This is a genomic window from Streptomyces sp. NPDC048481 (assembly GCF_043200075.1).
Lineage (GTDB): Bacteria > Actinomycetota > Actinomycetes > Streptomycetales > Streptomycetaceae > Streptomyces.
In genome coordinates, this window is the sequence record NZ_JBICXC010000001.1 from 1,049,510 (window position 1) to 1,075,804 (window position 26,295).

Annotated in this window: 24 protein-coding genes and 1 riboswitch; of the genes, 10 read left to right on the top strand and 14 right to left on the bottom strand. The window is 73.9% G+C overall.

The window, feature by feature from the left end:
• Nucleotides 1–3 precede the first annotated feature (3 nt).
• Nucleotides 4–483, bottom strand: coding sequence for a bacterioferritin (bfr, locus tag ACGFSH_RS04450; protein ID WP_329409007.1), 480 nt, complete (start codon nt 481–483; stop codon nt 4–6).
• Nucleotides 484–669: 186 nt separating this feature from the next.
• Here bfr and ACGFSH_RS04455 point away from each other — a divergent pair, with 186 nt between their 5' ends.
• Nucleotides 670–1,302, top strand: a complete 633-nt coding sequence (locus tag ACGFSH_RS04455) for a sulfite oxidase-like oxidoreductase (RefSeq protein WP_393344858.1) — start codon at nt 670–672, stop codon at nt 1,300–1,302.
• A gap of 13 nt (nt 1,303–1,315) precedes the next feature.
• Here ACGFSH_RS04455 and ACGFSH_RS04460 read toward each other — a convergent pair whose 3' ends face one another.
• From ACGFSH_RS04460 to thiO, 5 genes are all read right to left on the bottom strand, one after another.
• The gene (locus ACGFSH_RS04460) at nt 1,316–2,281 is read right to left on the bottom strand and encodes a deoxyribonuclease IV (RefSeq protein ID WP_393344860.1); all 966 of its coding nucleotides are present in this window, start codon (nt 2,279–2,281) and stop codon (nt 1,316–1,318) included.
• A gap of 34 nt (nt 2,282–2,315) precedes the next feature.
• Nucleotides 2,316–4,244 carry a Stk1 family PASTA domain-containing Ser/Thr kinase gene (gene pknB / locus ACGFSH_RS04465; protein WP_393344862.1) on the bottom strand — a complete coding sequence of 643 codons (1,929 nt, stop codon included), beginning with the start codon at nt 4,242–4,244 and terminating at the stop codon, nt 2,316–2,318.
• 135 nt (nt 4,245–4,379) lie between these two features.
• On the bottom strand, nt 4,380–5,174 hold the full coding sequence (locus tag ACGFSH_RS04470; protein ID WP_393344864.1) for a thiazole synthase: 795 nt from the start codon (nt 5,172–5,174) through the stop codon (nt 4,380–4,382).
• A gap of 3 nt (nt 5,175–5,177) precedes the next feature.
• Nucleotides 5,178–5,453: a sulfur carrier protein ThiS gene (gene thiS, locus ACGFSH_RS04475; RefSeq protein ID WP_393344866.1), complete on the bottom strand. Its 276-nt coding sequence runs from the start codon at nt 5,451–5,453 to the stop codon at nt 5,178–5,180.
• Nucleotides 5,450–6,616 carry a glycine oxidase ThiO gene (gene thiO, locus ACGFSH_RS04480; RefSeq protein WP_393344868.1) on the bottom strand — a complete coding sequence of 389 codons (1,167 nt, stop codon included), beginning with the start codon at nt 6,614–6,616 and terminating at the stop codon, nt 5,450–5,452. Before thiO ends, thiS begins: the two co-directional genes overlap by 4 nt.
• Nucleotides 6,614–6,725: riboswitch (TPP riboswitch) on the bottom strand. (Overlaps the previous gene by 3 nt.)
• 52 nt (nt 6,726–6,777) lie before the next feature.
• Between thiO and ACGFSH_RS04485 the strand changes: the two genes are divergently transcribed.
• The 6 genes from ACGFSH_RS04485 to ACGFSH_RS04510 all read left to right on the top strand — a co-directional run bounded on the left by ACGFSH_RS04485 (nt 6,778) and on the right by ACGFSH_RS04510 (nt 11,761).
• A complete protein-coding gene (locus tag ACGFSH_RS04485; RefSeq protein ID WP_393344870.1) occupies nt 6,778–7,173 on the top strand; it encodes a hypothetical protein in 396 nt (131 codons plus the stop codon).
• Between the two features lie 32 nt (nt 7,174–7,205).
• The gene (locus tag ACGFSH_RS04490; protein ID WP_393344871.1) at nt 7,206–8,447 is read left to right on the top strand and encodes an NAD(P)/FAD-dependent oxidoreductase; all 1,242 of its coding nucleotides are present in this window, start codon (nt 7,206–7,208) and stop codon (nt 8,445–8,447) included.
• A gap of 67 nt (nt 8,448–8,514) precedes the next feature.
• Entirely contained in the window at nt 8,515–8,880 is a 366-nt protein-coding gene (locus ACGFSH_RS04495) for an Rv2175c family DNA-binding protein (RefSeq protein WP_393344872.1), read from the top strand.
• 78 nt (nt 8,881–8,958) lie between these two features.
• Nucleotides 8,959–9,606, top strand: a complete 648-nt coding sequence (gene thiE, locus ACGFSH_RS04500) for a thiamine phosphate synthase (RefSeq protein WP_393344874.1) — start codon at nt 8,959–8,961, stop codon at nt 9,604–9,606.
• 149 nt (nt 9,607–9,755) lie between these two features.
• A complete protein-coding gene (gene metF, locus ACGFSH_RS04505) occupies nt 9,756–10,679 on the top strand; it encodes a methylenetetrahydrofolate reductase [NAD(P)H] (RefSeq protein WP_393344876.1) in 924 nt (307 codons plus the stop codon).
• Between the two features lie 56 nt (nt 10,680–10,735).
• The gene (locus tag ACGFSH_RS04510) at nt 10,736–11,761 is read left to right on the top strand and encodes a hypothetical protein (protein WP_393344878.1); all 1,026 of its coding nucleotides are present in this window, start codon (nt 10,736–10,738) and stop codon (nt 11,759–11,761) included.
• A 60-nt stretch (nt 11,762–11,821) separates the two neighbouring features.
• On the opposite strand, the gene ACGFSH_RS04515 is transcribed toward ACGFSH_RS04510, so the two are convergent.
• The 5 genes from ACGFSH_RS04515 to ACGFSH_RS04535 form a co-directional block, all read right to left on the bottom strand.
• Nucleotides 11,822–13,294, bottom strand: coding sequence for a phytoene desaturase family protein (locus tag ACGFSH_RS04515; RefSeq protein ID WP_393344880.1), 1,473 nt, complete (start codon nt 13,292–13,294; stop codon nt 11,822–11,824).
• A 38-nt stretch (nt 13,295–13,332) separates the two neighbouring features.
• The gene (locus ACGFSH_RS04520; RefSeq protein ID WP_393344882.1) at nt 13,333–13,950 is read right to left on the bottom strand and encodes a DUF4126 domain-containing protein; all 618 of its coding nucleotides are present in this window, start codon (nt 13,948–13,950) and stop codon (nt 13,333–13,335) included.
• A 436-nt stretch (nt 13,951–14,386) separates the two neighbouring features.
• A complete protein-coding gene (locus ACGFSH_RS04525) occupies nt 14,387–15,013 on the bottom strand; it encodes a TetR/AcrR family transcriptional regulator (protein WP_393344883.1) in 627 nt (208 codons plus the stop codon).
• A 44-nt stretch (nt 15,014–15,057) separates the two neighbouring features.
• Nucleotides 15,058–17,142, bottom strand: coding sequence for a YhgE/Pip family protein (locus ACGFSH_RS04530; RefSeq protein ID WP_393344885.1), 2,085 nt, complete (start codon nt 17,140–17,142; stop codon nt 15,058–15,060).
• Entirely contained in the window at nt 17,114–18,142 is a 1,029-nt protein-coding gene (locus tag ACGFSH_RS04535) for an ATP-binding cassette domain-containing protein (protein ID WP_393344887.1), read from the bottom strand. The genes ACGFSH_RS04530 and ACGFSH_RS04535 overlap by 29 nt, the downstream gene beginning before the upstream one ends.
• Before the next feature lie 175 nt (nt 18,143–18,317).
• Here ACGFSH_RS04535 and ACGFSH_RS04540 point away from each other — a divergent pair, with 175 nt between their 5' ends.
• The 3 genes from ACGFSH_RS04540 (at nt 18,318) to ACGFSH_RS04550 (ending at nt 20,853) form a co-directional block, all read left to right on the top strand.
• Nucleotides 18,318–18,878: an SAV_6107 family HEPN domain-containing protein gene (locus ACGFSH_RS04540; protein WP_393344888.1), complete on the top strand. Its 561-nt coding sequence runs from the start codon at nt 18,318–18,320 to the stop codon at nt 18,876–18,878.
• A gap of 467 nt (nt 18,879–19,345) precedes the next feature.
• Nucleotides 19,346–20,173: a methyltransferase gene (locus ACGFSH_RS04545; protein WP_393344890.1), complete on the top strand. Its 828-nt coding sequence runs from the start codon at nt 19,346–19,348 to the stop codon at nt 20,171–20,173.
• A gap of 275 nt (nt 20,174–20,448) precedes the next feature.
• Nucleotides 20,449–20,853 (top strand): DUF3040 domain-containing protein, encoded by a 405-nt coding sequence (locus ACGFSH_RS04550; protein WP_393344892.1) that lies wholly within the window; start codon nt 20,449–20,451, stop codon nt 20,851–20,853.
• Nucleotides 20,854–21,257: 404 nt separating this feature from the next.
• Here ACGFSH_RS04550 and ACGFSH_RS04555 read toward each other — a convergent pair whose 3' ends face one another.
• Genes ACGFSH_RS04555 through ACGFSH_RS04565 form a run of 3 tightly spaced genes read right to left on the bottom strand, consistent with a single transcriptional unit; the run spans nt 21,258 to nt 26,166 of the window.
• Complete coding sequence (locus ACGFSH_RS04555; protein ID WP_393344893.1) at nt 21,258–23,759, bottom strand: DUF3488 and DUF4129 domain-containing transglutaminase family protein; 2,502 nt, start codon at nt 23,757–23,759, stop codon at nt 21,258–21,260.
• Nucleotides 23,756–25,135, bottom strand: coding sequence for a DUF58 domain-containing protein (locus ACGFSH_RS04560; protein ID WP_393344895.1), 1,380 nt, complete (start codon nt 25,133–25,135; stop codon nt 23,756–23,758). Before ACGFSH_RS04560 ends, ACGFSH_RS04555 begins: the two co-directional genes overlap by 4 nt.
• The gene (locus ACGFSH_RS04565) at nt 25,135–26,166 is read right to left on the bottom strand and encodes an AAA family ATPase (protein ID WP_393344896.1); all 1,032 of its coding nucleotides are present in this window, start codon (nt 26,164–26,166) and stop codon (nt 25,135–25,137) included. The genes ACGFSH_RS04560 and ACGFSH_RS04565 overlap by 1 nt, the downstream gene beginning before the upstream one ends.
• Between the last annotated feature and the right edge of the window lie 129 nt (nt 26,167–26,295).

Consider the following 26,295-nt stretch of genomic DNA (forward strand, 5'->3'; position numbering starts at 1 on the left):
GGGTCAGCTCTCCGGCTGTTCGATCAGCTGCGCGAGGTACAGGGCCTCACCGAGCTTCTCCACCAGCTCCAGCTGGGTGTCGAGGTAGTCGATGTGGTGCTCCTCGTCCGCGAGGATCGACTCGAAGATGTTCGCGGAGGTGATGTCGCCCTTCTCGCGCATCACCCGGATGCCGCGCCGGAGGCGGTCGATCGCCTCGACCTCGACCTGCCGGTCGGCCTCGAACATCTCCTTCACCGTCTGTCCGACCCGCACGTGGAACAACCGCTGGTAGTTCGGCAGGCCGTCCAGGAACAGGATCCGGTCGGTGAGCACCTCCGCGTGCTTCATCTCGTCGAACGACTCGTGGCGCGTGTACTTCGCGAGCTTCGTCCAGCCGAAGTTCTCCTGCATCTTGGCGTGGAGGAAGTACTGGTTGATGGCGGTGAGCTCGCCGGTGAGCTGCTCGTTGAGGAACTCGATGACCTCGGGGTCGCCCTGCATCGCAGAGGCTCCTTCCACGTCGGGACTGCGGGGAGGTTGCGGCCGCATGATTTCACCGGCGCCGAAGATCGTCCAGTAAGTGCGTACTTAGTAGGTTGGTCCGTGCTTGGCGGCAGTTGCCCGATTCGGGAAGGGCCCGGTCATGGCTGGTCCTGCGCACCGTCCCGGGTCTGTCAGGATGGAGTCATGGGTCATCCGGTGGAGCGCGAGTCTGGAGAAGAAGCGGTGTCCGAGCTCCCGCCGGGGCAGCGACTCCAGCGCGGCTGGCCCGTCACCCACTACGGCCCCGTTCCCAAGTTCCGGCCCGAACGCTGGGACTTCCGGGTCTTCGGCGCCACGGCCGACGGTGAGAAGCACTCCTGGAACCACGAGGAGTTCGCCGCCCTCCCGTACGCCTCCGTCGTCGCCGACCTGCACTGCGTGACGAAGTTCAGCATGCTCGGCGCCGAATGGGGCGGGATCCCGGCCCGCACGGTCCTCGACATCGCGCCGCCCGCCCCCGACGTCACCCATGTGATGGTGTGGGCCGAGTACGGCTTCAGCTCGAACCTGCGCCTGGCCGACTTCGCCGCCGAGCGCACGATCTTCGCCACCCACAAGGACGGCGAGCTGCTCACGGCGGAACACGGCTTCCCCCTCCGGCTCGTCGTCCCGCACCTCTACGCCTGGAAGGGCCCCAAATGGGTCCGGGGCGTCGAGTACATGACGGCGGACCGGCGCGGCTTCTGGGAGGAGCGCGGCTACCACAACGTCGGCGACCCCTGGCGGGAACAGCGCTACTCCTACCAGGAGGAGCCGGGGGACGGCCCCGAGCTGTGAGGAGGACGGCGGCTCAGCCGTCCCGGAGCTTCTTCAGCCGCTCCACGTCCGCCGCATGGCCCTCCTTGCCGCCGGGCGTCTCGATGACCAGCGGAACGCCCGCGGTCGCCGGGTGCGTCATCAGCGCCCGGAACGGGTCCTCGCCTATGTGACCCGAGCCGATGCTCTCGTGCCGGTCCTTGTGGGCGCCGGCCACGTCCTTGGAGTCGTTGGCGTGGATCAGCCTCAGCCGGCCCTCGCCCACCGTGTCGAGAAGCAGGTCGAGCGTCTGGTGCATGCCGACGGGGCCCGTCAGGTCGTGCCCGGCTGCGAAGACGTGGCAGGTGTCGAGGCAGACGCCCAGTTTGGGGTGGGCGTCCAGTGCCTCGAAGTACGGCCCGAAGTCCCAGGTCCGGGAGCAGAGCGAGGAGCCCTGCCCGGCGGTGGACTCCAGCAGCAGGAACGGGTCGTCGTCATGGGTCAGCTCGTCCAGCAGCGGCAGCAGGTGCTCGCGCACCTGCTTCAGCGCCACCGACCGGTCGCGCCCGCCGGTCGCGCTGCCGGTGTGCACGACCACGCCCAGGGCGCCGATCGCCCGGCCGCGGCGCAGCGAGTGCCGCATCGACTCCACCGACCGCTCCACGGTCGCCTCGGTGTGCGAGCCGAAGTTGATGAGGTAGGGCGCGTGCACGTAGGCCGGGATCGCCTCCGCCGCGCACCGCTCCCGGAAGGCCTCGTCCTGACGCGGGTTCCCGGGGGGCGTGGCCCAGCCGCGCGGGTTGGCGACGAACACCTGGACCGCCTCGGCCCGCAGATCGCGCGCGTACGACATGCCCACGTCGTGCAGACCGCCGGCCACGGGGACATGGCTGCCGACGGGGTTGCGGGACGGGAACGGCGACGAGGAAGAGCGGGGGGCGGGGAGCGAGGAGGCGGAAAGCGGGGACGCGGGGGAGGGAGAGGCGGGGGCCGGAAGGCGGGAGGGGGCTGCGGGACTCACCCGTTCAGGGTGTCATGCCCGCCGCCCCCGCCGGTCACCGGATGGTGATGGTGATCGTCGACCCCTTGGGGGCCTTGTCGCCCGCCTTCACCGACTGCTTCTTCACCGTGTCGCCGAACAGGCCGAGCAGTCCCCGGTCCTCCTTGGCCTCGAACCCGGACTGCTCCAGGAGCGACTTGGCGTCGTCGACGCTCGAGCCCACGACGTCCGGGACCTCGATCATCTCCGGCCCCTTCGACAGCGTGAGCGTCACCGTGGCGCCGACGGCGAGCCGTCCGCCCTCCTTGGGCGTCTGCGCCGCGACCTTCCCCTTGTCGAACTCGGAGTTGACCTGCTGCGGGGCGATCTTCACCTTCAGACCGGCCTCCTGAAGCTCGGCCCGGGCGTCGTTGAGGTCCTCGCCGGTGACGTCGGGGACGTCGACCGGGCTGCCCTTGCTCACGACGATCGACACCGCGGTGCCCGCGCGGCGCTGCACGCCCGCCTCGGGGTCGGTGCGGATCACCGCGCCCTGGTCGACGTCGTCGCTGAACTCCTGGGTGACCAGGCCCGGTTCCAGGCCGCCCTCCCTGAGCGACGCCTCGGCCTTCTTCAGCCGCGCGCCCTGTACATCCGGCACCTTGACCATCTCGGGGCCGTCGGACACGGTCAGCGTCACCGCGTCGTGCTTGCGGATGCGGGCGCCCGGCCCGGGGTCGGTGCCCAGGACCGTGCCGCGCGCGACGGTGTCGCTGTGCCGGTGCTCGACCTTGCCCACCTTCAGCCCGGCCGCCTCCAGCCGCTGCCTGGCCTCGGTCTCCTTCTGCGTCAGCACCGCCGGGACCTTCGTGAACTGGCCCGAGTTGATGTACCAGACGCCCGCGCCCACGCCCAGCACCAGCAGCACGGCGGTGACGAGCGCGAGCACCCCGCGCCGGGGCCGCCCGAAACGGCGCCTCGGCGGCAGGGGCGGCGGGCTGTGGAAGCGTGAGGTGCGGTGCACCTCGGCCTCGTCGTCTCCGTCCACCGGCAGCGGCCGGGGCACCGTGAGCGAACGCGGGATCACGCTGGTGCGGTCCTCGGCGTTGTCGTGCGCGGCGGAGACCGCCTGCGGAGGCAGGGCGTCCAGCTCCTCCTCGCTGAGCGCGCCGCGCGCCTCCCGCGCCTTCGCGAGCAGCGCGACCGCGTCCGGCGGCCGGACGTCGGTGGTGCGGGCGGTGGCGGCGGCGACCAGGTCGTCCAGGGCGGGCGGCAGGCCCGGGACCACGGCCGACGGCGGCGGGACGTCCTCGTGCAGATGCTTGTAGAGCACGATCGCCGGGGAGTCCCCGTCGTGCGGCTTCTCGCCGGTGAGCATCTCGTACAGCACGACCCCGCACGCGTAGACGTCGACCCGGGGGTCGGCCGCGCCGGGCTGCTCGATCTGCTCGGGGGCGAGGTAGGCGACGGTGCCGAGCACCGCGCCGGTGGTGCTGGTGACGGTGTCCACGGACCTCACGAGCCCGAAGTCGGCGACCTTGACCCGCCCGTCGTCCCCTATCAGCACGTTCTCGGGCTTCATGTCCCGGTGCACGAACCCGGCCCGGTGCGCGCCGCCCAGCGCCGCGAGCACGGGCTCCAGGATGTCGAGCGCGGCCCTCGGTTGCAGCGCACCGCGCTCGCGCAGCACGTCACGCAGCGTGCAGCCGGCGATGTACTCCATGGCGAGGTAGACGTACGACCCGTCCGCGCCCTGGTCGAAGACCTGCACGACGTTGGGATGGGCGAGCCGGGCGACGGACTTAGCCTCCCGGATGAACCGCTCGACGAACGCGCCGTCGGCGGCGAGCGCCGGGTGCATCACCTTGAGCGCGAGCACGCGGTCGAGGCGGGTGTCCACGGCCCGGTAGACCGTGGCCATCCCGCCGACCGCGATCCGCGCCTCGACGCGATAGCGGCCGTCGAGCACCTGCCCGACCAGAGGGTCCTGAAGGGTCGTGTCCACGCAGGTGAGTGTACGAGCCGCCGCCGACACCTCGCCGGTCCCGCCGGGATCGCGGCCCGACTGCAGCCGACCTGTGACGCGTGTCGCGGTGTCCGGACGTCACCGCCGTCACCCGCTCGACGCCGTCACCGCGGGTCAGAAGGCGGGACGCTCCGGATCCAGCGCGGCCATGCCCTCGGCCGGGGACGAGGCCTGCGCGAACCAGCGGCGCGGGATACGGCCCGCCAGCCGGGCCAGTCGCCCCGCCTCGACGCCGGCCCGCATGGCGCACGCCATCCGTTCCGGATCCCGCGCGCGGGTCACCGCCGACGCCAGCATCACCCCCGCGCACCCCAGCTCCATCGCCAGCGCCACGTCGGACGCCGTGCCGGCGCCCGCGTCCAGGATCACCGGCACCCGCGCGTGCTCGACGATCAGCTGGAAGTTGTGCGGGTTGCGGATGCCCAGGCCGGAGCCGATCGGGGAGCCCAGCGGCATGACCGCGGCGCAGCCGACGTCCTCCAGCCTGCGTGCCAGCACCGGATCGTCGTTGGTGTAGGGCAGCACGGTGAAGCCGTCGTCCACCAGCGTCTCGGCCGCGTCCAGCAGCTCGACCGGGTCCGGCAGCAGCGTCCGCTCGTCGGCGATGACCTCCAGCTTGACCAGATCCGTGCCGAGCGCCTCCCTGGCCAGCCGCGCGGTCAGCACGGCCTCGCCGGCCGTGAAGCATCCCGCCGTGTTCGGCAGCACCCGGATGCCCAGCCGCTCCAGCACCGACAGCACCGAGCCGTGCACCGTGGGGTCCACCCGGCGCATCGCGACCGTGGTCAGCTCGGTGCCGGACGCCACCAGCGCGCGTTCCAGCACGTCCAGGCTGGGCGCGCCGCCGGTGCCCATGATCAGCCGCGAGGAGAACGTGAGCCCTCCGAGGACGAAGGAGTCGTCGGCCATGGCTCAGCCCCCCTGGACCGCGGTGAGGACCTCCACGCGGTCGCCTTCGTGGAGCGCCGTGGACGGCCACTGCGCGCGCGGGACGACGGTCTCGTTGAGCGCGGCGGCCACCCCGGAGGGGGCCGGCGTCAGGGAGCGCACGACGCTGTCGAGGACGGTGCCGGCCGCGAACTGCCGCCGCTCGCCGTTGACCGAGACGGTGAGCCGGGCGGCGGGCGCGGTCGGGGTGGCGGGCGCGGTCGGGGTGGCCGGTGCGGTCGGGGTGGGCGGGGTGCTCATGCGGGCTGCTCCGTGAGTGCGGCGACGCCGAAGCGCCGGGGAGTGAAGGGACGGGCCTCGTCCGGGAGTTCCCCGGTGGCCAGGACCTGCGCCATCGCGTCACCGGTCACCGGCGTCAGCAGCACGCCGTTGCGGTAGTGCCCGGTCGCCAGCGACAGCCCCGCGAGCCCGGTCGGCCCGAGCAGCGGCGCGTTGTCCGGGGACGCGGGGCGCAGACCCGCGCGCGTCTCGGTGAGCGGCAGTTCGGTGATCCCCGGGATCAGCTCGTGGGCGTCGCGCAGCAGTTCGTACACGCCTCCGGCCGTCACCGTCGTGTCCCAGCCCAGCTCCTCGCTGGTCGCCCCCACCACCAGCTCGCCGTTGTCGCGCGGCACCAGATAGACCTGGCTGCCGCGCACCACGGCCCGCACGGTCCGGCTGAGGAACGGCGCGCATCGCTGCGGCACGGTCAGCCGCAGCACCTGCCCCTTCACGGGCCGCACGGGCGGCAGCACGTCCCGCGGGACCCCCGCGAGCCGCCCGCTCAGACTGCCCCCGGCGAGCACCGTCTGCCCCGCCGAGAGCGCCGTGCCGTCCCGCACGACGGCCCCCGCGGCCCGCTCGCCCGCCACGGTCAGCCGCTCGGCCCAGACCCGGTGGAAGACCACGCCCGCCCGTTCGCACGCGCTCACCAGGGCCCGCGCGAGCCGCCGCGGGTCGACCTGGTGGTCGCCGTCCACCCGCAGCCCGCCGCGCACCCCCGGCGCGAGCATCGGCTCCAGGCGCCGGCACTCCCGCCCGGACAGCCACTCCGAATCCAGCCCCGACTGCCGCTGCAACGCGTGCAGTTCGCGCAGGTGCGCCCGGTCGTCGGCGTCCAGCGCGACGGCCAGCGTGCCGCACCGCCGGTAACCGAGGTCCTGTCCGGTCAGCTCCGTGAGTTCGGCGGCGAAGCCCGGATAGCGCCGTGCCGACGCCAGGTTGAGGCCGAGCAGCGTCTGCTCGCCGTGGTGCAGTTCGGTGACGGCGGCCAGCATCCCGGCGGCCACCTGGGCGGCCCCGCCGCCCGGCTCCGGGTCGACCACCGCCGTGGCGAGCCCGCGCTGTGCGGCCCGCCAGGCCGTGACCAGCCCGATGATCCCGCCCCCGATCACGAGGACGTCTGACGTACGCGGAGACGACATGGGCGTCCAGCCCCTCCCTTCGCCGGCATGACCCGGATCAGGTTCGTACGGTCGGAGGCCGCCAGCCTCCCTCTCAGCCCGGTGCGTCCGGGCTCCCGCGAGTGCTCTACGGTGGCCACCCTAGCCCGCCGCCGCACACCGCAGTAAGGGAGCCTCCGCGCATGGCCAAGTCACTGGACGGCCTCGTCCTCGCCCCGGTGGCCGACCAGGCGCCCGGCCAGGTCGGCGTCCGCACCCGCTTCGCGTACCACGAGCGGGACGGGGCGGTGTGGGCCGACTACGCGGGCGGCGACGTCGTACGCGGCCATCTGCTGGGTACCCGGGAGGGGGACCGGCTCGACTTCCGGTACGTCCAGCTCAAGCGCGACGGGACGACGTCCTCCGGGCACTGCGTGTCCACGGTGGCCGAGCTGCCCGACGGCCGGGTGCGTCTCGACGAGCGCTGGGAGTGGGAGTCGCAGCCGGGCAGCGGGACGAGCGTCGTGGAGGAGATCCCCGGCGGTGCGGACGGCCCCGGCGGCGACGGTGTGGAGCAGGTCACGGAGCACGGCCGCTGACTGACTGATCGTCAGGTGTCTAAGGTGATCGGGTGAGTGAGCAGAGGCGGGAAGAAGGCGGGCCGGACAGGCGCCGCGTGGTGATCGTGGGCGCGGGCATGGCCGGCGTGCAGACCGCGGTGGCCCTGCGTGAACAGGGCTTCGGCGGCCGGGTGACGCTGCTGGGCGCCGAACCCCATCAGCCCTACGACCGGCCGCCGCTGTCCAAGGCCGTGCTGCTCGGCAAGGCCGAGGGATCCGCCCTGGACGTCGACTTCGACGGCCTCGGCATCGAGCTGGAACTCGGCCGCGAGGTCCTCGGCCTGCGCGCGGGCGACCACGAGCTGGACACCGCGCGCGGACCCGTCGCGTACGACGTCCTCGTCCTCGCCACCGGCGCCGAGCCGATCCCGCTGCCCGGCGCGCAGGGCGTGCCCGGCGTGCACCTGCTGCGCACCCTGGACGACGCCGGACGTCTGCGGCCCGTGCTCGCCGGCCGGCACGACGTCGTGGTCGTCGGCGCGGGCTGGATCGGCGCGGAGTTCGCCACGGCCGCGCGCGAGGCGGGCTGCGAGGTCACCGTCGTCGAGGCCGCCGACCGGCCGCTGGCCGGGGCCCTGCCCGCCGAGGCCGCCGCGCCGATGGCCGCCTGGTACGCCGACAGCGGCGTCGCGCTGCGCACTCGCGCGCGCGTGGAGCGCGTCGAGCCGGGCGCGGTGGTCCTCGACGACGGCTCGCGACTGCCCGCCGAGGCCGTCGTCGTCGGCATCGGCGCCCGCCCCGCCACCGCCTGGCTGGCCGGCTCGGGCGTCGAACTCGGCGCGCACCGCGAGATCGTGGCCGACGCCGGCCTGCGCACCCGCCTGCCGGACGTGTACGCGGTCGGCGACTGCGCCTCCTTCCCCTCCGGCAGGTACGGCGAGCGGCTGCTCGTCCACCACTGGGACAACGCGCTCCAGGGTCCGCGCACGGTCGCTGCGAACATCGTCGGCGAGGCCACCGACGAACCCGCGGCCGTCTACGACCCCGTCCCGTACTTCTGGTCCGAGCAGTTCGGCCGCTTCGTCCAGTACGCCGGCCACCACGCGCACGCCGACGCCGTCGTGTGGCGCGGCGACCCCGGCGGGCCCGCGTGGACGGTCTGCTGGCTGCGCGAGGACCGCCTGGTCGCGCTGCTGGCCGTGGGGCGGCCCCGCGACCTCGCCCAGGGCAAACGGCTGATCGAGGCGGGCACGCCCCTGAACCCGCGGCTCCTCGCGGACCCGGCGCGGCCGCTGAAGGGCGCGACGGCCTGAGCCCGGGCGGGCCCGGTCGGACCGGCCCGGCTTCCGACTGTCGGTGGCAGATGGCAGGCTTGTTCCCGTGACCGAGATTGACGCAAAGACCGATGCCCTCGTCCCCGCCTGGCTCACCGTGCCGGACATCGCGGAGATGCTCGACGTGGACGTGATCCGCGTCCGGCAGCTGATCAAGGACGGCCAGCTCATCGCCGTGCGCCGGGGTGAGAACCGCGCGCTGCACGTCCCGGCCGCCTTCATCGACGGGGACAAGGTGGTGAAGGGCCTGGTCGGAACCCTGACCCTGCTGCGGGACGACGGCTTCACGGACGAGGAGATGCTGGAGTGGCTCTTCACCCCGGATTCGAGCCTGCCCGGCACGCCGGCCCAGGCCCTGAGTGAGAACCGCGGCACGGAGGTGAAGCGCCGCGCCCAGGCGCTCGCCGTCTGACCCGCGGATCTCGCACCGACACCCGGCGTACGGGAGCGCACCCGGCCCCCGTACGCCGCCACCCTGGGGGGACCTCGTATGCCCGACACCGCCCGCCCGTCCCTGTCCGAGGCACGGCTGTACCTGTGCACGGACGCCCGTACCCGGCAGGGCGACCTCCCGGAGTTCCTCGACGCCGTGCTCGCGGGCGGCGTCGACATCGTCCAGCTGCGGGACAAGGGCATGGAGGCAGCCGAGGAGCTGGAGCACCTGAAGGTGTTCGCCGACGCCTGCGCCCGGCACGGCAAGCTGCTCGCGGTCAACGACCGCGCCGACGTCGCGCACGCGGCCGGCGCCGCCGTGCTCCACCTCGGACAGGGCGACCTGCCCGTCCCCGCCGCCCGCGCCATCCTCGGCGAGGGCGTGCTCGTCGGCCGCTCCACGCATGCGGCGGCGGAGGCCGAGGCCGCCGCCGTCCAGGAGGGCGTGGACTACTTCTGCACCGGTCCGTGCTGGCCCACCCCCACCAAGCCCGGCCGCCACGCGCCGGGCCTGGACCTGGTGCGGCACACCGCGTCCCTCGGCACGGACCGCCCCTGGTTCGCCATCGGCGGCATCGACCTCGGCAACCTCGACGAGGTGCTCGCGGCGGGCGCCCGCCGGGTCGTGGTGGTGCGGGCGATCACCCAGGCGGACGACCCGGGCGCCGCGGCGGCCGAGTTCGCCGAGCGGCTGAGCGAGGGGTAGCGCCCGTGTCCCGGCCCGCGGCCCCCGGCCCGGCCGTCCGGCGGCGCCGCCCTCGTACGATTGTCCAAGGGGTGGACAACAACTCGACAATCCGGGCAAATTTCCCGCATCCGGTTGGGTGACCGTCCACCCCTGGCTAACCTGCCGGTATGGCACTGGGAACCGCATCCACCAGGACGGACCGCGCGCGCACCGTGCGCGACATCCTGGCGACCGGCAAGACGACGTACTCGTTCGAGTTCTACGCGCCGAAGACGCCGAAGGGTGAGCGGAGCCTGTGGGACGCCCTGCGCAGGGTCGAGGCGGTCGCCCCCGACTTCGTCTCGGTGACCTACGGCGCCGGCGGATCCACCCGGGCCACCACGGTCAAGGAGACCCAGCAGATCGTCGTCGACACCACCCTCACGCCGGTCGCGCACCTCACCGCCGTGGACCACTCCGTCGCCGAGCTGCGCAACATCATCGGGCAGTACGCCGACGCCGGCATCCGCAACATGCTGGCCGTGCGCGGCGACCCGCCCGGCGACCCTATGGGCCCCTGGGTGCCGCATCCGCAGGGCCTCACGTACGCCGCCGAACTGGTCCGTCTCATCAAGGAGTCCGGGGACTTCTGCGTGGGCGTCGCCGCCTTCCCCGAGATGCACCCGCGCTCCGACGAGTGGGACCTGGACGTGTCGCACTTCGTGGACAAGTGCCGGGCCGGCGCCGACTACGCGATCACCCAGATGTTCTTCGAGCCCGACTCGTACCTGCGGCTGCGCGACCGGGTCGCGGCGGCCGGATGTGTGACTCCCGTCATCCCCGAGGTCCTTCCGGTGACCAGTGTGCGGATGCTGGAACGCCTGCCGCAGCTCAGCAACGCCCGCTTCCCGGCCGCCCTGAAAGAGCGGATCCTCACAGCCAAAGACGATCCGGCCGCTGTACGCTCCATTGGCATCGACTTCGCCACGGAGTTCTGCGCACGGCTGCTGGCCGAGGGAGTGCCCGGACTGCACTTCATCACGCTCAACAACTCCACGGCGACGCTGGAAATCTACGAGAACCTGGGCCTGCACCATCCGCCGCAGGCCTAGACCGGTCGCACCCACATACGACACACTGCGTAGCGGCCACTGGGAGAGGGGCGTACATGGGCTGGACGGTCCTCTACATCGCGTTCGGCATTGTCGCGCTGTGGCTGCTCGGCGAGGTTCTGCTGCAGTACAAGGCCCGGCTGCGCTGGCGGCTGCTGGCCTTCGTCGGCTTCCTGGGCGTCGTCCTCGGCGTCCTGATCCCGTCGGTCGTCGTCATCGCCCTGGGCGCGGCCGCGTTCGCGGTCGGCCAGACCTACGTCACCCTGTCGTTCCGCCGGGGCTTCGCCGAGGGCTGGGCCTTCCGCCGCTCGGACACGGAGAGCGACGGCACCGTCCTCACCAAGCGCCGCCGCGGCAAGGCCGAGCGCCAGGACCCGACCCTGGAGGTCTCCGGCCCGGAGCCGGACGGGGCCGGCCCGGACTCCGGCGCGCCCCACGGTGACGGCACGGCGTTCGGCGGCCGGGACGAGCACGCCTTCGGCGCCGGGAGCGCCTACGGCGACGACGACTTCGACGGCGACGACCGCGACGACGTCTTCACCCCCGCGCCCCGCTCCTTCGACCCGGCGGCCGCCTCCGTCTACGAGCCGCAGCCGCTGCCCGACGACACCGGCTCCTACGGCGTCTACAGCGACGCCGCCTACGCGGGCGCGACCGGCCAGGGACAGTCCCAGGGCCAGGGCCAGGACCAGTACGCCACGGCCGGCCAGGGCACGGACCAGAACTACGGCTACGGCTACGCCGGGTACCCCCAGCAGCAGTACGGCTACGACGCCACGGGCGAGCAGCAGTACGCCGCCTACTCCGACCCGTACATCGGCACCCAGACCTACGGCGGGGGCTCCTACGACGCCGGCTACGGCCAGCAGCAGTACGCGCAGCAGGGCTACGGCCAGGAGCAGTACGGCGCCGGCGGCCACGGCGGGGAGACCCCGGCCGGCGGGGTCTGGGTCCCGCAGCAGCGCAACACCGACGACCCGCTGGGCGGCGAACTCCCGCCCGACCAGCAGCAGTACCCGTACCAGGGCGACGGGCAGCAGCCGGGCCAGGGCAACGGCTACGACGAGCAGTACCGGTTCTGACGGCCGCGTCCGCCACCCCGCCCGCCCCTTCGCCCCCGTGCGCGGCGGGCCGTCACGGCCTCACCGCGAGCCGCGGAACTCCGGCCCCTCCACGATCAGTCCGGACACCAGCGTGCCCGACATGCCCGCGTGAGGCAGGCCGCCGCCCGGATGCGACCAGCCGCCGACCGTGAACAGCCCTCGCAGCCCGGTGGAGTTGGCGGGATGCAGCAGCCGGCCCCCGGCCGCGGCCAGCGCGGGCGCGGGGACGGCCCCGCCTTCCGCGCCGGTCTCGCGCGCGACGTCGGCCGGGGTGCGCACCTCACGCCACAGGACGCGCTCGCGCAGCCCGGGAACGGCCCGCTCGGCCATGCCGAGCAGCGCGTCCACGTGCGCGTCGGACACCTGCGCGCCGGCGGGCACCACGGCGCCGATCGTGACCGGCTCGTGGTCGCCGTCCGGCGCCAGCCGGGCGTCGTCGGGCCGCAGCACCGTGACCGTCGGCCCCGCGGGCACCGACGGCGCCGCGCCGAACAGGCTCTCCAACTCCGCGTCCCGGTCCGGGGCGTGGACCACCGTCCGGTGCGCTGCGCCCTGCGGCCGGGGGCCGCGCAGCGCCAGCAGCACGGTCAGCCGGCTCGGCAGCGCCCGCTGGGGCGCGACCTCGTCCCCGCCCCGGGCGGGAAGGCCGCGGAAGCCGCCCGGCGCCAGGACGAAGTCCGCCTCCGCCACCGTGCCGTCGGCGAGTTCTACGCCCGCCGCCCTGCCGTCCTCGTCCACGATCCGCGCGACCTCGGCGTCGAAGACGAACGCGACCCGGCGCGCCACACAGCGCTCGTACACCGCGCGGGCCAGCTCCCGCATGCCTCCGCGCACGTACCACGTGCCGAAGGCGTGCTCCATGTACGGCAGGACCGCCGCGCTCGCCGGGGTGGACCGGGGATCCAGGCCGTACGCGAGCGCGTGGCCCTCCAGCAGCGCGGCGAGCCGGGGATCGCGCAGCTCCCAGGCGCCGATCTCGGCCAGGGTGGCCGCCTTCCTGGTGCGCAGCAGACGTTTGTGGGGGACCGCCGGATAGGGCTCGCGGTCGGCGAGGACCGACCAGTTCGGCCACAGCGGCTCCTCCAGGAGCGGGCGCCGGGTGCGGTCCCAGGCCTCACGCGCGCGCACCAGGAAGTCCCCCCAGCGCTGCCCGGCCCGCCCGCCGAGCGCCTCGTCCAGCGCGGAGACGACGCCCGCGCGCGAGGCGTTCGGCAGGGACACCTCGGCGCCGTCCGCGAACACGTGCCGCGCGGACGGGTCGACCTGGACCAGCTCGACGCAGGACTCCAGCGGCTCCTTGCCGGTCTTGACGAACAGGTCGCGGTAGACGGCGGGCAGGGGGAGCAGCGTGGGGCCGGTGTCGAACGCGAACCCATCCCGCTCGAAGCGGCGCACCGCTCCGCCGTACGTCCCCGTCCGCTCGTACACCGTCACCCGGTGGCCCGCCACGGCCAGCCGGGCGGCCGCCGTCAGCGCGCCCATCCCGGCGCCGATCACCGCAATCCCTGCCATGCCCGTGACTGTATCGGCCGCCACCGACAGTGACGTGATCAGCCCGGGGACGGCGGCCACGGGGGCGCGCCGAGCCGGCGTTCCTCGCGCCGTTGCGCCCGGCGCCGCAGGAACCGGCGGATCCGTGAGACGAGGAAGTACAGGACCAGCAGCCCGGTCAGCAGCAGGGCCCCCGCGACGACGGAGGCCGCCACCGGGTGGAAGATCGCGAAGGTGACGATCCCGGCGACCCCGAGATCCTCCGCCAGGCTCACCGCGATGTTGCTGAACGGTTCGGGGGAGCTGTTGACCGCCATCCGGGCGCCCGCCTTCACGGCGTGGCTGGCCAGCGCGGTCGAACCGCCGAGCGCCGCGGCCGCCGCGTCGGAGAGCGAACCGCTCTGCCCGGCGAGCAGCGCGCCGACCCAGGCCCCGGCCACCGGCCGGATCACGGTGTGGGCCATGTCCCACGCCGAGTCCACGTACGGGATCTTGTCGGCGACCGCCTCGCACAGGAAGAGGACGGCCGCGACGGCCAGCACCTCGGGTCGCTGCAACGTCTGCGGGACGTCGTCGCTCACACCGGTGGCGCCGAAGACGCCGAGCAGGAGCACCACCGCGTACGCGTTGACGCCGCTGGCCCAGCCGCTGGTGAACACAAGGGGGAGTACGGACACGGACGCGATCGTAGCCAGTGGGCCGCCCGGCGTCCTGGGGATGAGCGCGCGAAGCTGAGTACCCGTACCTAGGGGTGGAGTTGAGTACGCGCGCGGATGGGCTGCGACCTGCCCGGACGACAGAGTGGAGGCACGGAGAAGGGGCGCGGCTCCGGCACCGGCGACACGGGGCGCCGGAACGGAGCGGCCCTCGACCCGCTCCTTCCGCCGGCCGACCGGCTCGGCGGGAGCGAGACACGGGGGGAGCCCCGGGGAACGACCGTACGGGGGTACGACGGGGGAGGAACGGGGGAACGGGGGAGCACGCGCAGGCGCCGGTTCGCGGCGGCCCACGGGGGACGTGGCCGCAACGGACCGGCGCCTGTGCGTGCACGCGCGCGGAGAGGGCGCTCCCCTCCCCACGTGCGGTCGTACCGTGGAGGAGCTCCGACGAGACCTAGCGGCCCCCGCTCACCCGCCCCTGGAGCAGCCGGGACAGCGCCGCGTGCACGTCGTCCAGGGAGCGCTCGGGCTGGAAGGCCTGCCAGTCCAGGGCGGCCACCAGCACCATGCCGACCAGCGCGGCCGCCGTCAGCTGCACGTCGATCTCGTCGCTGAACTCGCCGTTGTCCACGCCCTCGCGCAGCACCCCCTCGACGACGGCCACCGCCTCCTGGCGCACGACCATGAGCGTGGACTGCCAGGCCCGGTTGGTGCGCCACAGCTCGGCCACGTACAACTGCGTGAAGGACGGGTAGCGGTCGATGAAGACCAGGCCGGCGCGGACCATCGCGTCCAGGGCGTCGACCCTGCTCCCGCCGGTGCGCGCGGTGTCCTCGGCGGCCTCGCGCAGCGAGGCGGTGAGCAGGCCCACGCCGTGCCGCAGCAACTCCTCGAAGAGGACCGACTTGCTGGCGAAGTTGTAGTAGACCGTGCCCTTGGCCACGCCTGCGCGTTCGGCGATCTCGTCCACGGTGGTGGCGGAGAAGCCCTGTTCGGCGATGAGGGTGACGGCCGCCTCGTAGAGCTTCTGCCGGGTGGCCTCGCGGCGGGTGCGGCCGCCCGGGGTGGTGCTGCTGTCCATGGTCCTGATTGTCACAGGAACGCGGCCTCCCGGGCGCCCGATCGTCACAGGCTCAGCTCCGGGTGCAGCCGGTCCAGGGTCCACACCTGGCGGCGGCGCGCCGACAGGGCGGTCAGCGCCAGGGCGCCCGCGGTGAACGCGACGAGCACCGCGCAGGCCTGCCACACCGGTCCGAGGCCGCCGCCGCTGATGAGCCTTCTGAGCGCGTCGACGACGTAACTCATCGGCAGGTACGGGTGGACGGCGTTGAAGAAGCCGGGGCTGGTCTGCACCGGATAGGTGCCGCCCGCGGACGTCAGCTGAAGCATCAGCAGCGCCAGGACGAGGATCCGGCCCGCCGCCCCGAAGCGCGCGTTCAGCCACTGCACGAGGGCCGCGAAGCACGCCGCCACCAGGAACAGGAAGCCCACGGTGCCGGCCGCGCGGACCATCTCCAGGCCGATCGCCCAGTGCAGCACGGCCATCAGCGCCGTCGTCTGGAGCACGCCGACCGCGACCACCGGCAGCCAGCCGGCCAGCGCGATCCGCCACGCGGGGGCGCCCGCCGCCAGCGCGCGCCGGTTCATCGGCGCGATCAGCATGTACGCCACCATCGCGCCCACCCAGAGCGACAACGGGATGAAGTACGGGGCGAAACCGGTGCCGTAGTTGGGCGCCTTGTGCCGGTCGTGGGAGGCGAGCTGGACCGGGTCGGCCATGACGGCGGTGCGTGCGTCGCGCTGCCGGGCGTCGTAGTCGGGGATCCGTCCGACGCCCTCGTGCAGGCCGTCGGCGAGCTTGCCGGAGCCGTCGGAGAGCTTGAACATGCCGCCGTTGAGGTCCTGTGCGCCCGTCTTCAGCCTGCCGACGCCCGCGTCCAGGTTCACGGATCCGGTCGTGGCCCTGCCGATCCCGGTGTTGATCTTCTTGGCGCCCTTGGCCACCTTCGCCGCCCCGGTGTTCAACGCGTTGACCTGGGACACGGCGTTGTCCAGGTCCTCGGAGAGGTGCGGGGCGTCGTCCGCGAGGGACTGGGCCTGCTTGCGCAGAGCGGTGAGGTTCGTGCGGAGCGTCTTCAGGTCGCCGTCCTGATCGGCGACCAGCGTGTTGACGTCGTCGGCGACCGTCGCCACGTCGGCGGCCGTGTCCTTGGCCTTCTTCAGGTCCGCGCACGCGGGATCGGGCAGCACCGGCGTCTCGCAGCGCGCCTTGTACACCTCGGCGAGTGTGTCCGAGGCCGTGTGCGCGCCGGTGGCGGCCACCGGGGCGGCCTTCACCAGGGTCTCCAGGTTGTCGTGGACCACCTTCGAGGAGTCCGCGACGAGTCGGGCGGTGTCGCCGATGGTCTTCTCGTTCGACTTGACGAACGGCCCCAGGGCGCCGGCGATCCCGTTGACCTTGTCGGCGAGCTTCTGGGTGCCGTCCGCGACCTTCTGGGACCCCTCCTGGAGGGTGTCGGCGCCCGTGTCGAGCTTCTTCAGCCCCTTCGTCAGCTTGCCGCTGCCGTCCTTGGCGTCGCCGAGACCGTCCGCGAGGTCCTTGGAGCCCCGCTCGGCCTTCCCGATGCCGCCGTTGAGGTCGTCGGCGCCGTCGGCGGCCTTCGCGGTCGCGCCGTGGATGTCGGAGAAGGAGACGAAGATCTTGTCGAGGAAGGACCGCGAGGCCTTCGTGGACGCGGCCCTGCGCACCTCGCTGAAGACGGTCCGAGAGATCTGGCCGACGATGTAGTTGTTCGCGTCGTTCGTGCGCACCTGGAGGGCGCTCGTCTCGGGAGAGTCGCCCGAGCTGGACGCGATCCGACGGCTGAAGTCGGCCGGCATGGTCAGCGACAGGTAGTACCTGCCGTCCTCCACGCCCGCGCGTGCCTCGGCGGCGCTCACCTCGTGCCAGTCGAAGACCTTGCTGTCGCGCAGCTTCGCGGTGATGTCGGCCCCGGCGGTGATCTTCTCGCCCCCGGCGGTGGCCCCCCGGTCGTCGTTGACCAGCGCGACCGGAATGCGGTCGAGCCGGCCGTAGGGGTCCCAGAAGGACCACAGGTACAGCGCGCCGTACAGCAGGGGCAGCAGCAGGAGCGCGACGAGGGCGGCCCGCGGGAGCCTGCCCCGGCCGAAGCGCCTCAGCTCAAGCGCGGCGAGTCTGGGCGAGCGCATCGGACTCCTCCTCATCCTGTTCCTTCGGGCCGGCCTGCGACACGTCGGCCGCCTCCGCCTCGGCCTCGGCCGCCTCTCCCTTCGGCGCAGCCTCCGCCTCTGCCCGCGGCGCGGCTTCGTGATCGTCCTGGGACCGGTCCTTCGGGCCGGCCCGGTGCCCGTCCTGCGGTCCGGCTCCCGGTACGTCCCGCGGGCCGGTGTCCGGCTCGTCCTGCGGTGCCGCGGTCTCCGGCGGGTCCTGCGGCGTCGCGGTCCCCGGTTCGTCCCGCGGCCCGGGTGGACCGGCCTCCCGCGGGGTGGGACGACGGCCGGCGTCCGCGCCGGAGCGGACCACGACCGCGTTCTCGGGCGCCTCGGCGCACACCGCCAGCACGGTCGTCCCCGCTTCGGCGATGGACCGCAGCAGCGCCCAGACCTCCGCCCGCTCGGCCGTCGACAGCTTCAGGTCGACGTCGTCGACGCCGAGCAGCCGGGGCCGGCCGACGAGCGCCAGCGCCACCGACAGCCGCAGCGCCTCGACGCGCTCCAGGTCCCGCACGGCGGTCCGCGAGCCCTTGGGGAGCGCCTCGCGGTCGAGTCCGGCGGCGTCGAGCGCGGCATCGATCCGCAGCTCCGCCTCGGCCGCCCGGTCCGCGCGCGAACGCAGCAGGTCGCGCAGGGAGCCGCCGAACCGCCGTTGCAGCAGCGCCCGTTCGCGCACGTGCTCGCCGACGGTCAGCGCCGGTTCGAGATCCGTCACGCCGGGTACGTGGGCGAGGGCGGCGACGCGACGCACGGCCGCCAGCTGCTTGGGCAGGCGCGCACCGCCCACGGTCGCCGTCCCCTCGGTGGTCTTCATGCGCCCCGTGAGGGCGAGCAGCAGGCTGGTGCGGCCGGAGCCCGAGGGCCCTTCGACCGCGATCAGCGAGCCGGGATCCGCCTCGACGGCGACGTCCCGGAACGCCCAGCCGCGCGGGCCTCGGAGCCCGAGGCCGTCGGCTGTGACGGCGACTGCGTCCACAGGTCCCCCCTGGAATCCGTGTTTTTGAACTGACTGGTCAGTGCAAAAACTAGCCCGAACTCTCGATCGAAGCAAAAGGCCAGGTCAGAACGGATTGTCAGTGGCATACCGCACGATGGGGTCATACGGCAGCCCGTATCGGACGTGCCGTCACACAGACGACAGGAGGTTCGTCATGGCCACCTACCACGCAGCCGCCGCACACCGGCGCCGCGCCACCGGCCCTGCACCCTCACTGACCGGTCCCGCGAGCGACGTTCACCCCGTGCTGCGCCGCACCACGGCCCCGCCCGCCGCCCTCGACCTGCTCGCCCAGGCCCGCGCCGGGCTGGACGAGGCGGCCGTCCTGGAAACCCCCAACGAGCGTTACGCCATCGCCCATCTGGCGGCCCTGCGCACCGCGGCCGCCGTGCTCGCCGCCCGGGGCCGCCCGGAGCCCTCGCCCCGCCGCCGGGCCCGCATCCGCAGCGCCTGGGAAGTCCTCCCCGAGATAGCGCCCGAACTCGCCGAGTGGAGCGCGCTGTTCGCCTCCGGGGCCCGGCGCCGCGCCCGGGCCGAGGCCGGCATCCAGGGCGCGGCCACCCGCCGGGACGCCGACGACCTGATACGCGACGTGGCGATGTTCCTCCGTCTCGTCGAGCGCATGCTGGTGCTCCAGCCGGTCCTGCCGCAGCCACGCCAGGAGGAGGACGCCGGCGACCCGGCGACGGACCACGGTCTCCCGGACGCGGGCTGACACGGCGTCACGGGTCGGGGCCGGGGCCGGCAAGGCGTCGCGGTGCGGGCGGCACGGCGTCGCGCCCCGCGCCGCGCGCACGTCGGCGCGGACGTCGCCGCCCGCAACCCGGGTCCGCCGCTCACTGCCGGCGTGCATGCGCCGCGCACACGTCAGGGCTCACCTCGGGCGACCGGGCCGGGGCGACCGGGCCGGGGCGGACGGCCGGGCGGGGGTGGCGCGGTCCGGCCCGGCCGCCTGAGCGGACGGGACGCTGAGGCGGCGAGCGTGACGTCGGGCATCGCTCGTTCGGACGGGACGCGGAGGCGGTGGCCGTCACCGGACGGGACGCCGGAGGCAATAGGGTGGAAGGCGCCTGAAGCCTTCCCCGCGTCCGTCCGTCCGCGCGCCGGTCCGGACCGGCCGGAGAGGGCAGCCCGTTCGCTCCGCCGCGCAAGAGGCGGTGCCGCGCCGAGGAGTCAACTGCCGTGTCGGACCCGATGCGCCCGCCCGTCTCCCACCCCGGTCCCCAGCCGACGCCGGCACGCTCCGGCCCTTCCCGGTCCCGTGCCTCGCTGCGCACCGCCGTGGTCTGGGAGGTCCTGCGCGACGCCCTCGAGGACCGGGTCAAGGCGACCGGCCGCGAGTCGCTGGACGTCCTCGACACCGGGGGCGGCAGCGGCAACTTCGCGGTGCCCGTGGCTCTCCTCGGGCACCGGGTCACCGTCGTCGACCCCAGCCCCAACGCCCTGTTCGCCCTGGAGCGGCGCACCGCCGAGGCCGGCGTGGCCGACCGCGTGCAGGGCGTCCAGGGCGACGTCCACGGGCTGTTCGACGTGGTCGGGCGCGGCGGCTACGACGCCGTCCTGTGCCACGGGGTCCTGGAGTACGTCGACGACCCGGCCGAGGGCGTCCGCAACGCGGTCGCCGCGCTGCGCGCCGAGGGCTTCCTCAGTCTCCTCGCCGCGGGCCTCGGCGGGGCCGTCCTCGCGCGCGCCCTCGCGGGCCACTTCAAGGAGGCCCGGCAGGCGCTCACCGCGCCCGACGGCCGCTGGGGCGAGGGCGACCCCGTGCCGCGCCGCTTCACCGCCGAGCAGCTCACCGGACTCGTCGAGGGCGCGGGCCTGAGGGTGGGGGCCGTGCACGGGGTGCGGGTCTTCGCCGACCTGGTGCCCGGCGTCCTCGTGGACACCGAGCCCGGAGCGCTGGAGGCCCTGCTGAAGCTGGAGGAGGCGGCGGCCGAACGCCCCGCCTTCCACTCCGTCGCCACCCAGTTGCACGTGCTGGGTGAGGCGCGGGCGGCCGACGGGAGCTGAGCGTTCCCCGGGACGCACCGCTGATCAGGGACTTGGCTGCACATGGAGTACGCCACAGGCCCCCCGTTCGGCCGCGGTGCGCCGTATGATCGAGGGAGACCGCCCGGCATGACGGGCCGGCCGCCGGGGAAAGGAAACCTCAGCGAGCCGGACGTCCATGACGGGCGTCGGTTGGCCAATTGGCGTAGAGGGGCGGGTTTCACGGGGGCGATTCCCCGCCTATCCTGAAGGGACCCCCCGGGTCGCCCCGGCGACTGCACGATGAGGAGGACTCCGTGCCGCTCTCGGAGCACGAGCAGCGCATGCTCGAGCAGATGGAGCGAGCGCTGTACGCCGAAGATCCCAAGTTCGCGTCAGCGCTCGAGGGAAGCGGGCTGCGTACGTACACCCGGCGGCGGGTCTACCAGGCGGTCGCTGGCTTCCTCGTGGGAATCGCGCTCCTCATGGCAGGAATGGTCGCCAAGCAGGTGTGGCTGAGCGTGGTCGGCTTCCTCGTGATGCTCGGCTGCGCGGTGCTCGCCGTCACCGGCTGGCGCAAGGCCCCCAAGCCGGGTGAACAGCCCGCGGCCGGAGCCGCAGGCGCCCCGCACGCCCGCGGTCAGGTCAGGCAGAAGCGCTCGATGATGGACCGGATCGAGCAGCGCTGGCAGCGCCGCCGAGACGAGCAGGGCGGTCACTGACACCGCCGCAGAACCGGAACGCCGCAGAACCGAATCTGCTCCTGGTTCGCGAAGAGACATGGTTGAGGGGCGACCACCTAGTCGGGTGGTCGCCCCTCAACCATGTCCGCGCTGCCTCTTCCACCGGGCCGGGCCACTCCACGACCGCCCCGGCCACCCGGACGGCCCTGACCGGCCGGCCGCCCCTGGGGGCGGGCCGGTCAGCCGATTCGCCGGTCAGCCGACCTGCTCGGCCGACCGGCCGCCCGCAGCGGCTGGTCCGTCAGCTCGCCGTACCGGCCGGCCGCACGTAAGGAGCGGGCCGGGCCGGTACGGCGAGCGGCCGGACGGGCGGCCCCCCGCTGGAAGGTGCGGCCGCCCGCTGGAGGACACAACTGGCCGGTCCCCCTCCGAGGGCGGGCCGGTCAGCCGCTTTGCTGGCCGGACGGCCGGTGCACCAGGGCCGTCAGCCGGGCCGTCCAGGACGACCTGAGGGCCGTCCAGCGGTCCGCCACGTCCCAGAGCGCGCGCACGGCCGAACGCGGCGCCACGACCGCCCGCACCCGCGTCGTCCAGTCGGCCTTCTCCTGCAGTGCCGCCCGCACCGACCGCACCTCGTCGGCGAGTCCGGCCTCGGCCCTCGGCTCCGGGGCGTACAGCACCTGCTCCACCGCCCCCGCGACCCGGTGCACCGAGCGGCCGGCCGCCTCGTCCAGCCCTCCGGTCCGCACGATCCGCGCCGCCGCCCGGCGGGGGGTCAGCGCGTCGTCCGGTTCGATGCCGAAGTCCCACGCCGTGTCGGTGAGCTCGCGCCACACCGCCAGGACATGGCCGACGGCGGCGGCCGCGGCCTCGTCCCCCGGCTCGTCCAGCAGGACCGCCGGCCCGGAGCCGTTCGCGGCCTCGCCGCCCGCGCCCGCCCTGTCCCGCCGGCCCGGCGGAGCCCCGGAGGCCGCCGCGGAGTGCTGGGCGGACGCCAGCCGCGCCGAACGTCTTCTCAGCCGCCACAGCATCGGCAGCAGCGGCAGCACGAGCGCCGCGCCCCCCAGCAGCGTCCAGGTGGCTATCCGGTACCACGGGGTGCCGCCGCCGCCCTGCCCCGGCTGGTCCACCGGCAGCGCGTTGGCGCAGTCCTCCAGCTTCTTCTCCCGGGCCGAGCAGCCGGACCGGGCCGAGGGCGCGGTCGACGGCGCCGCGTCCGCCGAGCGCGAGGCCTGCGGCAGCTCGGGAAGCGCCGCGCCCGGCGCGTCGGGAACGGTGTAGGTGGGCGTGGTGCCGCGGGTCGGGGTCGGCTCGAAGCGGGTCCAGCCCACGCCCTCGAAGTACAGCTCCGGCCAGGCGTGCGCGTCCTTCAAGCCCACCGCCACCGAACCGTCCGCCTGCGGGGAGCCCGGCGCGAAGCCCACCGCGACCCGCGCCGGTATGCCCAGGGTGCGGGCCATCGACGCCATGGCGAACGAGAAGTGCACGCAGAAGCCCTGCTTGTCCCGCAGGAAGCGGGCGATCGCGTTCGGACCGTTGCCGACCTCGACCTGGGTGTCGTACTCGAAGCCGCCCGTCACCGCGAAGTAGTCCTGGAGCGCGACCGCCCTCTCGTAGTCGTTGTCGGCGCCCCTGGTGATCTGGCGGGCCTGCTTCGCCACCACCGCCGGCAGGGAGTCCGGCACCTTGGTGTAGTCGCGCCGGACGGAGTCGGGCGCCTGCGGCGCCGCGGCCAGCTGCTGCGCCGTCGGCTCCACGTCCAGGCTCTTGACCTGGTAGGACTTGCCGCTGGTGTTCTGGCCGTGGTCGCCGACGAGCGTCATGCCGACCGGCTCGTAGCGCCAGTTGCCCTTGATCTGCACACCGCTCGGCGGGTACGGCATCGGCAGCCAGTCCTGGGCGTAGTCGTCGACGGCCGCGATCCGGGTGGTGATCTCCGTGCGCTTGACGTCGGGGCCCAGCCCGGTGGGCGCGGGGAAGTCGTCGGGCACGGCGACGATGTGGCGCTTGGCCGGCCGCCACGTCGTGCCGTCGAAGTCGTCCAGCGACACGATCCGCAGATACATGTCGGAGAGATCGCTGGTGTTGGTGCGCAGCGTCAGGACCGTCCGGTCCTCGTCCACGTTGAGGCTGTCGCGCAGCGACACCAGCGGGTTCACCGCGGAGATCGTGCCCCCGCCACCGCTGCCCGCGCCCACGCCGGCGCCCGTCGCGCCGAGCAGACCGCCCTGTATCGCCGGCAGCGGCAGCAGCGGCACCACGAGGGCGACGCCCAGCGCGGCCATCCCGATGCGCCGACCGGTGCGTACCGGCGCGACCGTACCGGGCTGCCCGCCCGGCCCGCGTCCGGACCCGCCGAAGACCCGCCCCCACTGCGAGAGCCGCTCGCGGCCCTCGGCGAGCAGCAGCAGGAGATACCCGGCGGCGGCCACCAGGAACCACAGCCAGTCGGCCGCCCCGTCGGACAGGCCCGCGGCGACCGAGTACAGCGCCAGCAGCGGCAGACCGGCCGGAGCCGCGTTGCGGAAGGTGACCGCGAGGGTGTCCACCACCAGGCCGATCACCAGCACCGCGCCGATCACCATCAGCCGGATGCCGTCGGACAGCGGGGCCGGGATCGCGTACCGCCCCACGTCGTCGGCGCCCGACCGGAGCAGGTCGCCGAAGTGGCGGAACGCCTCCGGGCCGGGGACCAGACCGGCGAGCGCCTGCTCGCGGGCGAAGACCAGGGTCAGCATCACGAGCGTGACCAGTGCCTGCGCCGCCACGGTCAGCGGCCGGGCCAGCGGGACGCGGCGGGCGGCGGCGCCCGCTCCCGACTGGACCGCCAGCATGAAGGCCGCCTGCACCAGCCAGGTCGCCGGGTCGAGCAGCGGCAGCAGGGCGCACGACGCCATCAGGGTGGCCGCCGCCGAGCACAGCGTCAGCCGGGCACGCCCGCTCATGACCATCCCTCCCCGCCGTTCGCCGCGCCCGCCGTCGTCACGCCCGCCCGGTCGCGGTCCGCCTGGCGCCACAGCTCGTTCAGCGAAGCGCCCCGCGGCACGCTCAGAGCCGTCCAGCCCGCCTCGCGCAGCATCCGCAGCCGCTCCTCCTGCCTGTTCATCGGATCGGGGACGCCGTTCGGTTCACGCGCCCAGTGGTCGCCGTCCAGCAGGAAGGCGACCGCACCCCCGCTGCGCTGGCGCATCTTCGCGGCCACCGCCGCCTCTTCGTCGTCGAGATCGCCGAAGAACGCCACCAGCAGGCCCTCGTTGCCGCCGCGCAGCACGTCGTAGGCACGGGACAGGCCCGCGCCGTCGGAGTGGTCCACCACGGCGAGGGTGTCCATCATCAGTCCGGCCGCGTCGGCCGACTCCTGGTTGGCCCCGGCGAACCCGTCGGCCCCCTCGCCCGGCACCGAGTTCCCGGTGTCGGTCAGCAGCCGCACGGAGAAGCCCCGCTCCAGCATGTGCACCAGCACGGACGCGGCGCCGGAGACCGCCCATTCGAAGGCCGAGTCGGGGCCCGCGCCCTGGTAGGCCGGACCCCGGGTGTCGAGCAGCACCGTGCAGCGCGAGCGCTGGGGCTGCTCCTCGCGGCGCACCATCAGCTCGCCGTAGCGGGCGGTGAGGCGCCAGTGCACGCGGCGCAGGTCGTCGCCGTAGCGGTAGCCGCGCGGGATCACGTCGTCCTCGCCGGCCAGCGCCAGGGAGCGCTGGCGTCCCTCGCCGTACCCCTTGGCCTCGCCGCTGAGGCGGACCGGGGGCAGCGGCTCGACGCGCGGTATGACCGTGAGCGTGTCGTGGGCGGAGAAGGAGCGGGTGAGCTCGCACATCCCGAACGGGTCGTTCAGCCGCAGCTGGAGCGGACCGAGGGGGTAGCGGCCGCGCAGGTCGGAGCGGACCCGGTAGGAGACCTCGCGGCGGCCGCCCGCCTCGACGCGGTCCAGGACGAAGCGAGGGCGCGGGCCGAGCACGTACGGCACCCGGTCCTGGAGCATGAGCAGGCCGGTGGGCAGCCGTGAGACGTTGTCCATCCGCAGGTGGACGCGGGCCTCGCTGCCGGCCGGGACGCGCGCGGGGGAGAGCCTGCGGCTGCCGGCCACCCGGTAGCGGGTGCGGTGGACGACGGCCGCGCAGATCAGCGGGAGTGCGGCGAGCAGCAGCCCGACGCGCAGCAGATCGGGCTGGCCCAGCACGTAGGCGCACACGGCGGCCGCGATGCCGGCGGCCAGGAAGGACCGGCCCCGGGTGGTCAGCCCGGCCAGCGCCGTGCGCACGCCGCCCTTGTCGCCTTTCGCTCGGCCGGTCGGCGGCTGTTCGGAGCCCCCGGCGGCCATCACAGCCTCCGTGACTGCTGGCCGTACGCCTGCGGGTCCCGCCCGAGCCCGTATCCGTGCTGCTGCGGGGTGGCGGGCACGGGGGTGCGCTGGATGATCTCCTCGACGACCTGCTCCGCCGTGCGGCGGTTGAGCTGGGCCTGCGCGGTCGGCAGCAGGCGGTGGGCCAGGACGGCCACGGCGAGGCTCTGCACGTCGTCCGGCAGCGCGTAGTCCCGGCCGCTGAGGGCCGCGGTCGCCCTGGCCGCGCGCACCAGGTGCAGCGTCGCGCGCGGCGACGCGCCGAGTCTGAGGTCCGGGTGGCTGCGCGTGGCGGTGACCAGGTCGACCGCGTAGCGCCGCACCGCGTCGGCGACGTGGACACCGCGTACGGCGTCGATGAGCTTCACGATCTCGTGGGCGTGGGCGACCGGCTGGAGGTCGTCCAGCGGGTTGACGCCGCCGTGCACGTCGAGCATCTGAAGCTCGGCCTCGGGGCTCGGGTAACCGATCGAGACGCGGGCCATGAAGCGGTCGCGCTGGGCCTCGGGCAGCGGGTAGGTGCCCTCCATCTCGACCGGGTTCTGCGTGGCGACCACCATGAACGGACTGGGCAGCTCGTAGGTCTGCCCGTCGATGGTGACCTGGCGTTCCTCCAGCGATTCCAGCAGCGCCGACTGGGTCTTGGGCGAGGCGCGGTTGATCTCGTCGCCGATCACGATCTGCGAGAAGATCGCGCCCGGCTTGAACTCGAAGTCGCGGCGCTGCTGGTCCCAGATGGAGACGCCCGTGATGTCCGAGGGCAGCAGGTCGGGGGTGAACTGGATCCGGCGTACCGAGCAGTCGATGGACTTCGCCAGCGCCTTCGCCAGCATCGTCTTGCCGACGCCCGGTACGTCCTCGATCAGCAGATGCCCCTCGGCGAGGAGCACGGTCAGCGAAAGCCGTACGACCTCGGGCTTGCCCTCGATCACTCCCTCCACCGAACTGCGGACACGCTCCACAGTGGCGGTCAGATCTGTGAGGCTCGCTCGCTCGTCATAGGTCGTCACCCGGCCCTCCTCGGCCCAAACTTTCTCCGGGCCGACGCACTGTGCGGCAAACCGGCCCACCCCGAATCACGGACGCCGCCGCGAAAGTGCTCAGCGCGGCGTCACCCTCGCATTCTTGCTGCCGTTACC

Bases quoted from the DNA above. Each gene is read 5' to 3' on its own strand.
- ACGFSH_RS04485 (WP_393344870.1), top strand. From the start codon at position 6,778: ATGGCCAAGTCACTGGACGGCCTCGTCCTCGCCCCGGTGGCCGACCAG.
- ACGFSH_RS04540 (WP_393344888.1), top strand. From the start codon at position 18,318: ATGGCCACCTACCACGCAGCCGCCGCACACCGGCGCCGCGCCACCGGC.
- ACGFSH_RS04455 (WP_393344858.1), top strand. From the start codon at position 670: ATGGGTCATCCGGTGGAGCGCGAGTCTGGAGAAGAAGCGGTGTCCGAG.
- ACGFSH_RS04560 (WP_393344895.1), bottom strand. From the start codon at position 25,135: ATGGCCGCCGGGGGCTCCGAACAGCCGCCGACCGGCCGAGCGAAAGGC.
- thiO (WP_393344868.1), bottom strand. From the start codon at position 6,616: ATGTCGTCTCCGCGTACGTCAGACGTCCTCGTGATCGGGGGCGGGATC.
- bfr (WP_329409007.1), bottom strand. From the start codon at position 483: ATGCAGGGCGACCCCGAGGTCATCGAGTTCCTCAACGAGCAGCTCACC.
- metF (WP_393344876.1), top strand. From the start codon at position 9,756: ATGGCACTGGGAACCGCATCCACCAGGACGGACCGCGCGCGCACCGTG.
- ACGFSH_RS04470 (WP_393344864.1), bottom strand. From the start codon at position 5,174: ATGGCCGACGACTCCTTCGTCCTCGGAGGGCTCACGTTCTCCTCGCGG.
- thiS (WP_393344866.1), bottom strand. From the start codon at position 5,453: ATGAGCACCCCGCCCACCCCGACCGCACCGGCCACCCCGACCGCGCCC.
- ACGFSH_RS04510 (WP_393344878.1), top strand. From the start codon at position 10,736: ATGGGCTGGACGGTCCTCTACATCGCGTTCGGCATTGTCGCGCTGTGG.
- ACGFSH_RS04515 (WP_393344880.1), bottom strand. From the start codon at position 13,294: ATGGCAGGGATTGCGGTGATCGGCGCCGGGATGGGCGCGCTGACGGCG.
- ACGFSH_RS04530 (WP_393344885.1), bottom strand. From the start codon at position 17,142: ATGCGCTCGCCCAGACTCGCCGCGCTTGAGCTGAGGCGCTTCGGCCGG.
- ACGFSH_RS04555 (WP_393344893.1), bottom strand. From the start codon at position 23,759: ATGAGCGGGCGTGCCCGGCTGACGCTGTGCTCGGCGGCGGCCACCCTG.
- ACGFSH_RS04525 (WP_393344883.1), bottom strand. From the start codon at position 15,013: ATGGACAGCAGCACCACCCCGGGCGGCCGCACCCGCCGCGAGGCCACC.
- thiE (WP_393344874.1), top strand. From the start codon at position 8,959: ATGCCCGACACCGCCCGCCCGTCCCTGTCCGAGGCACGGCTGTACCTG.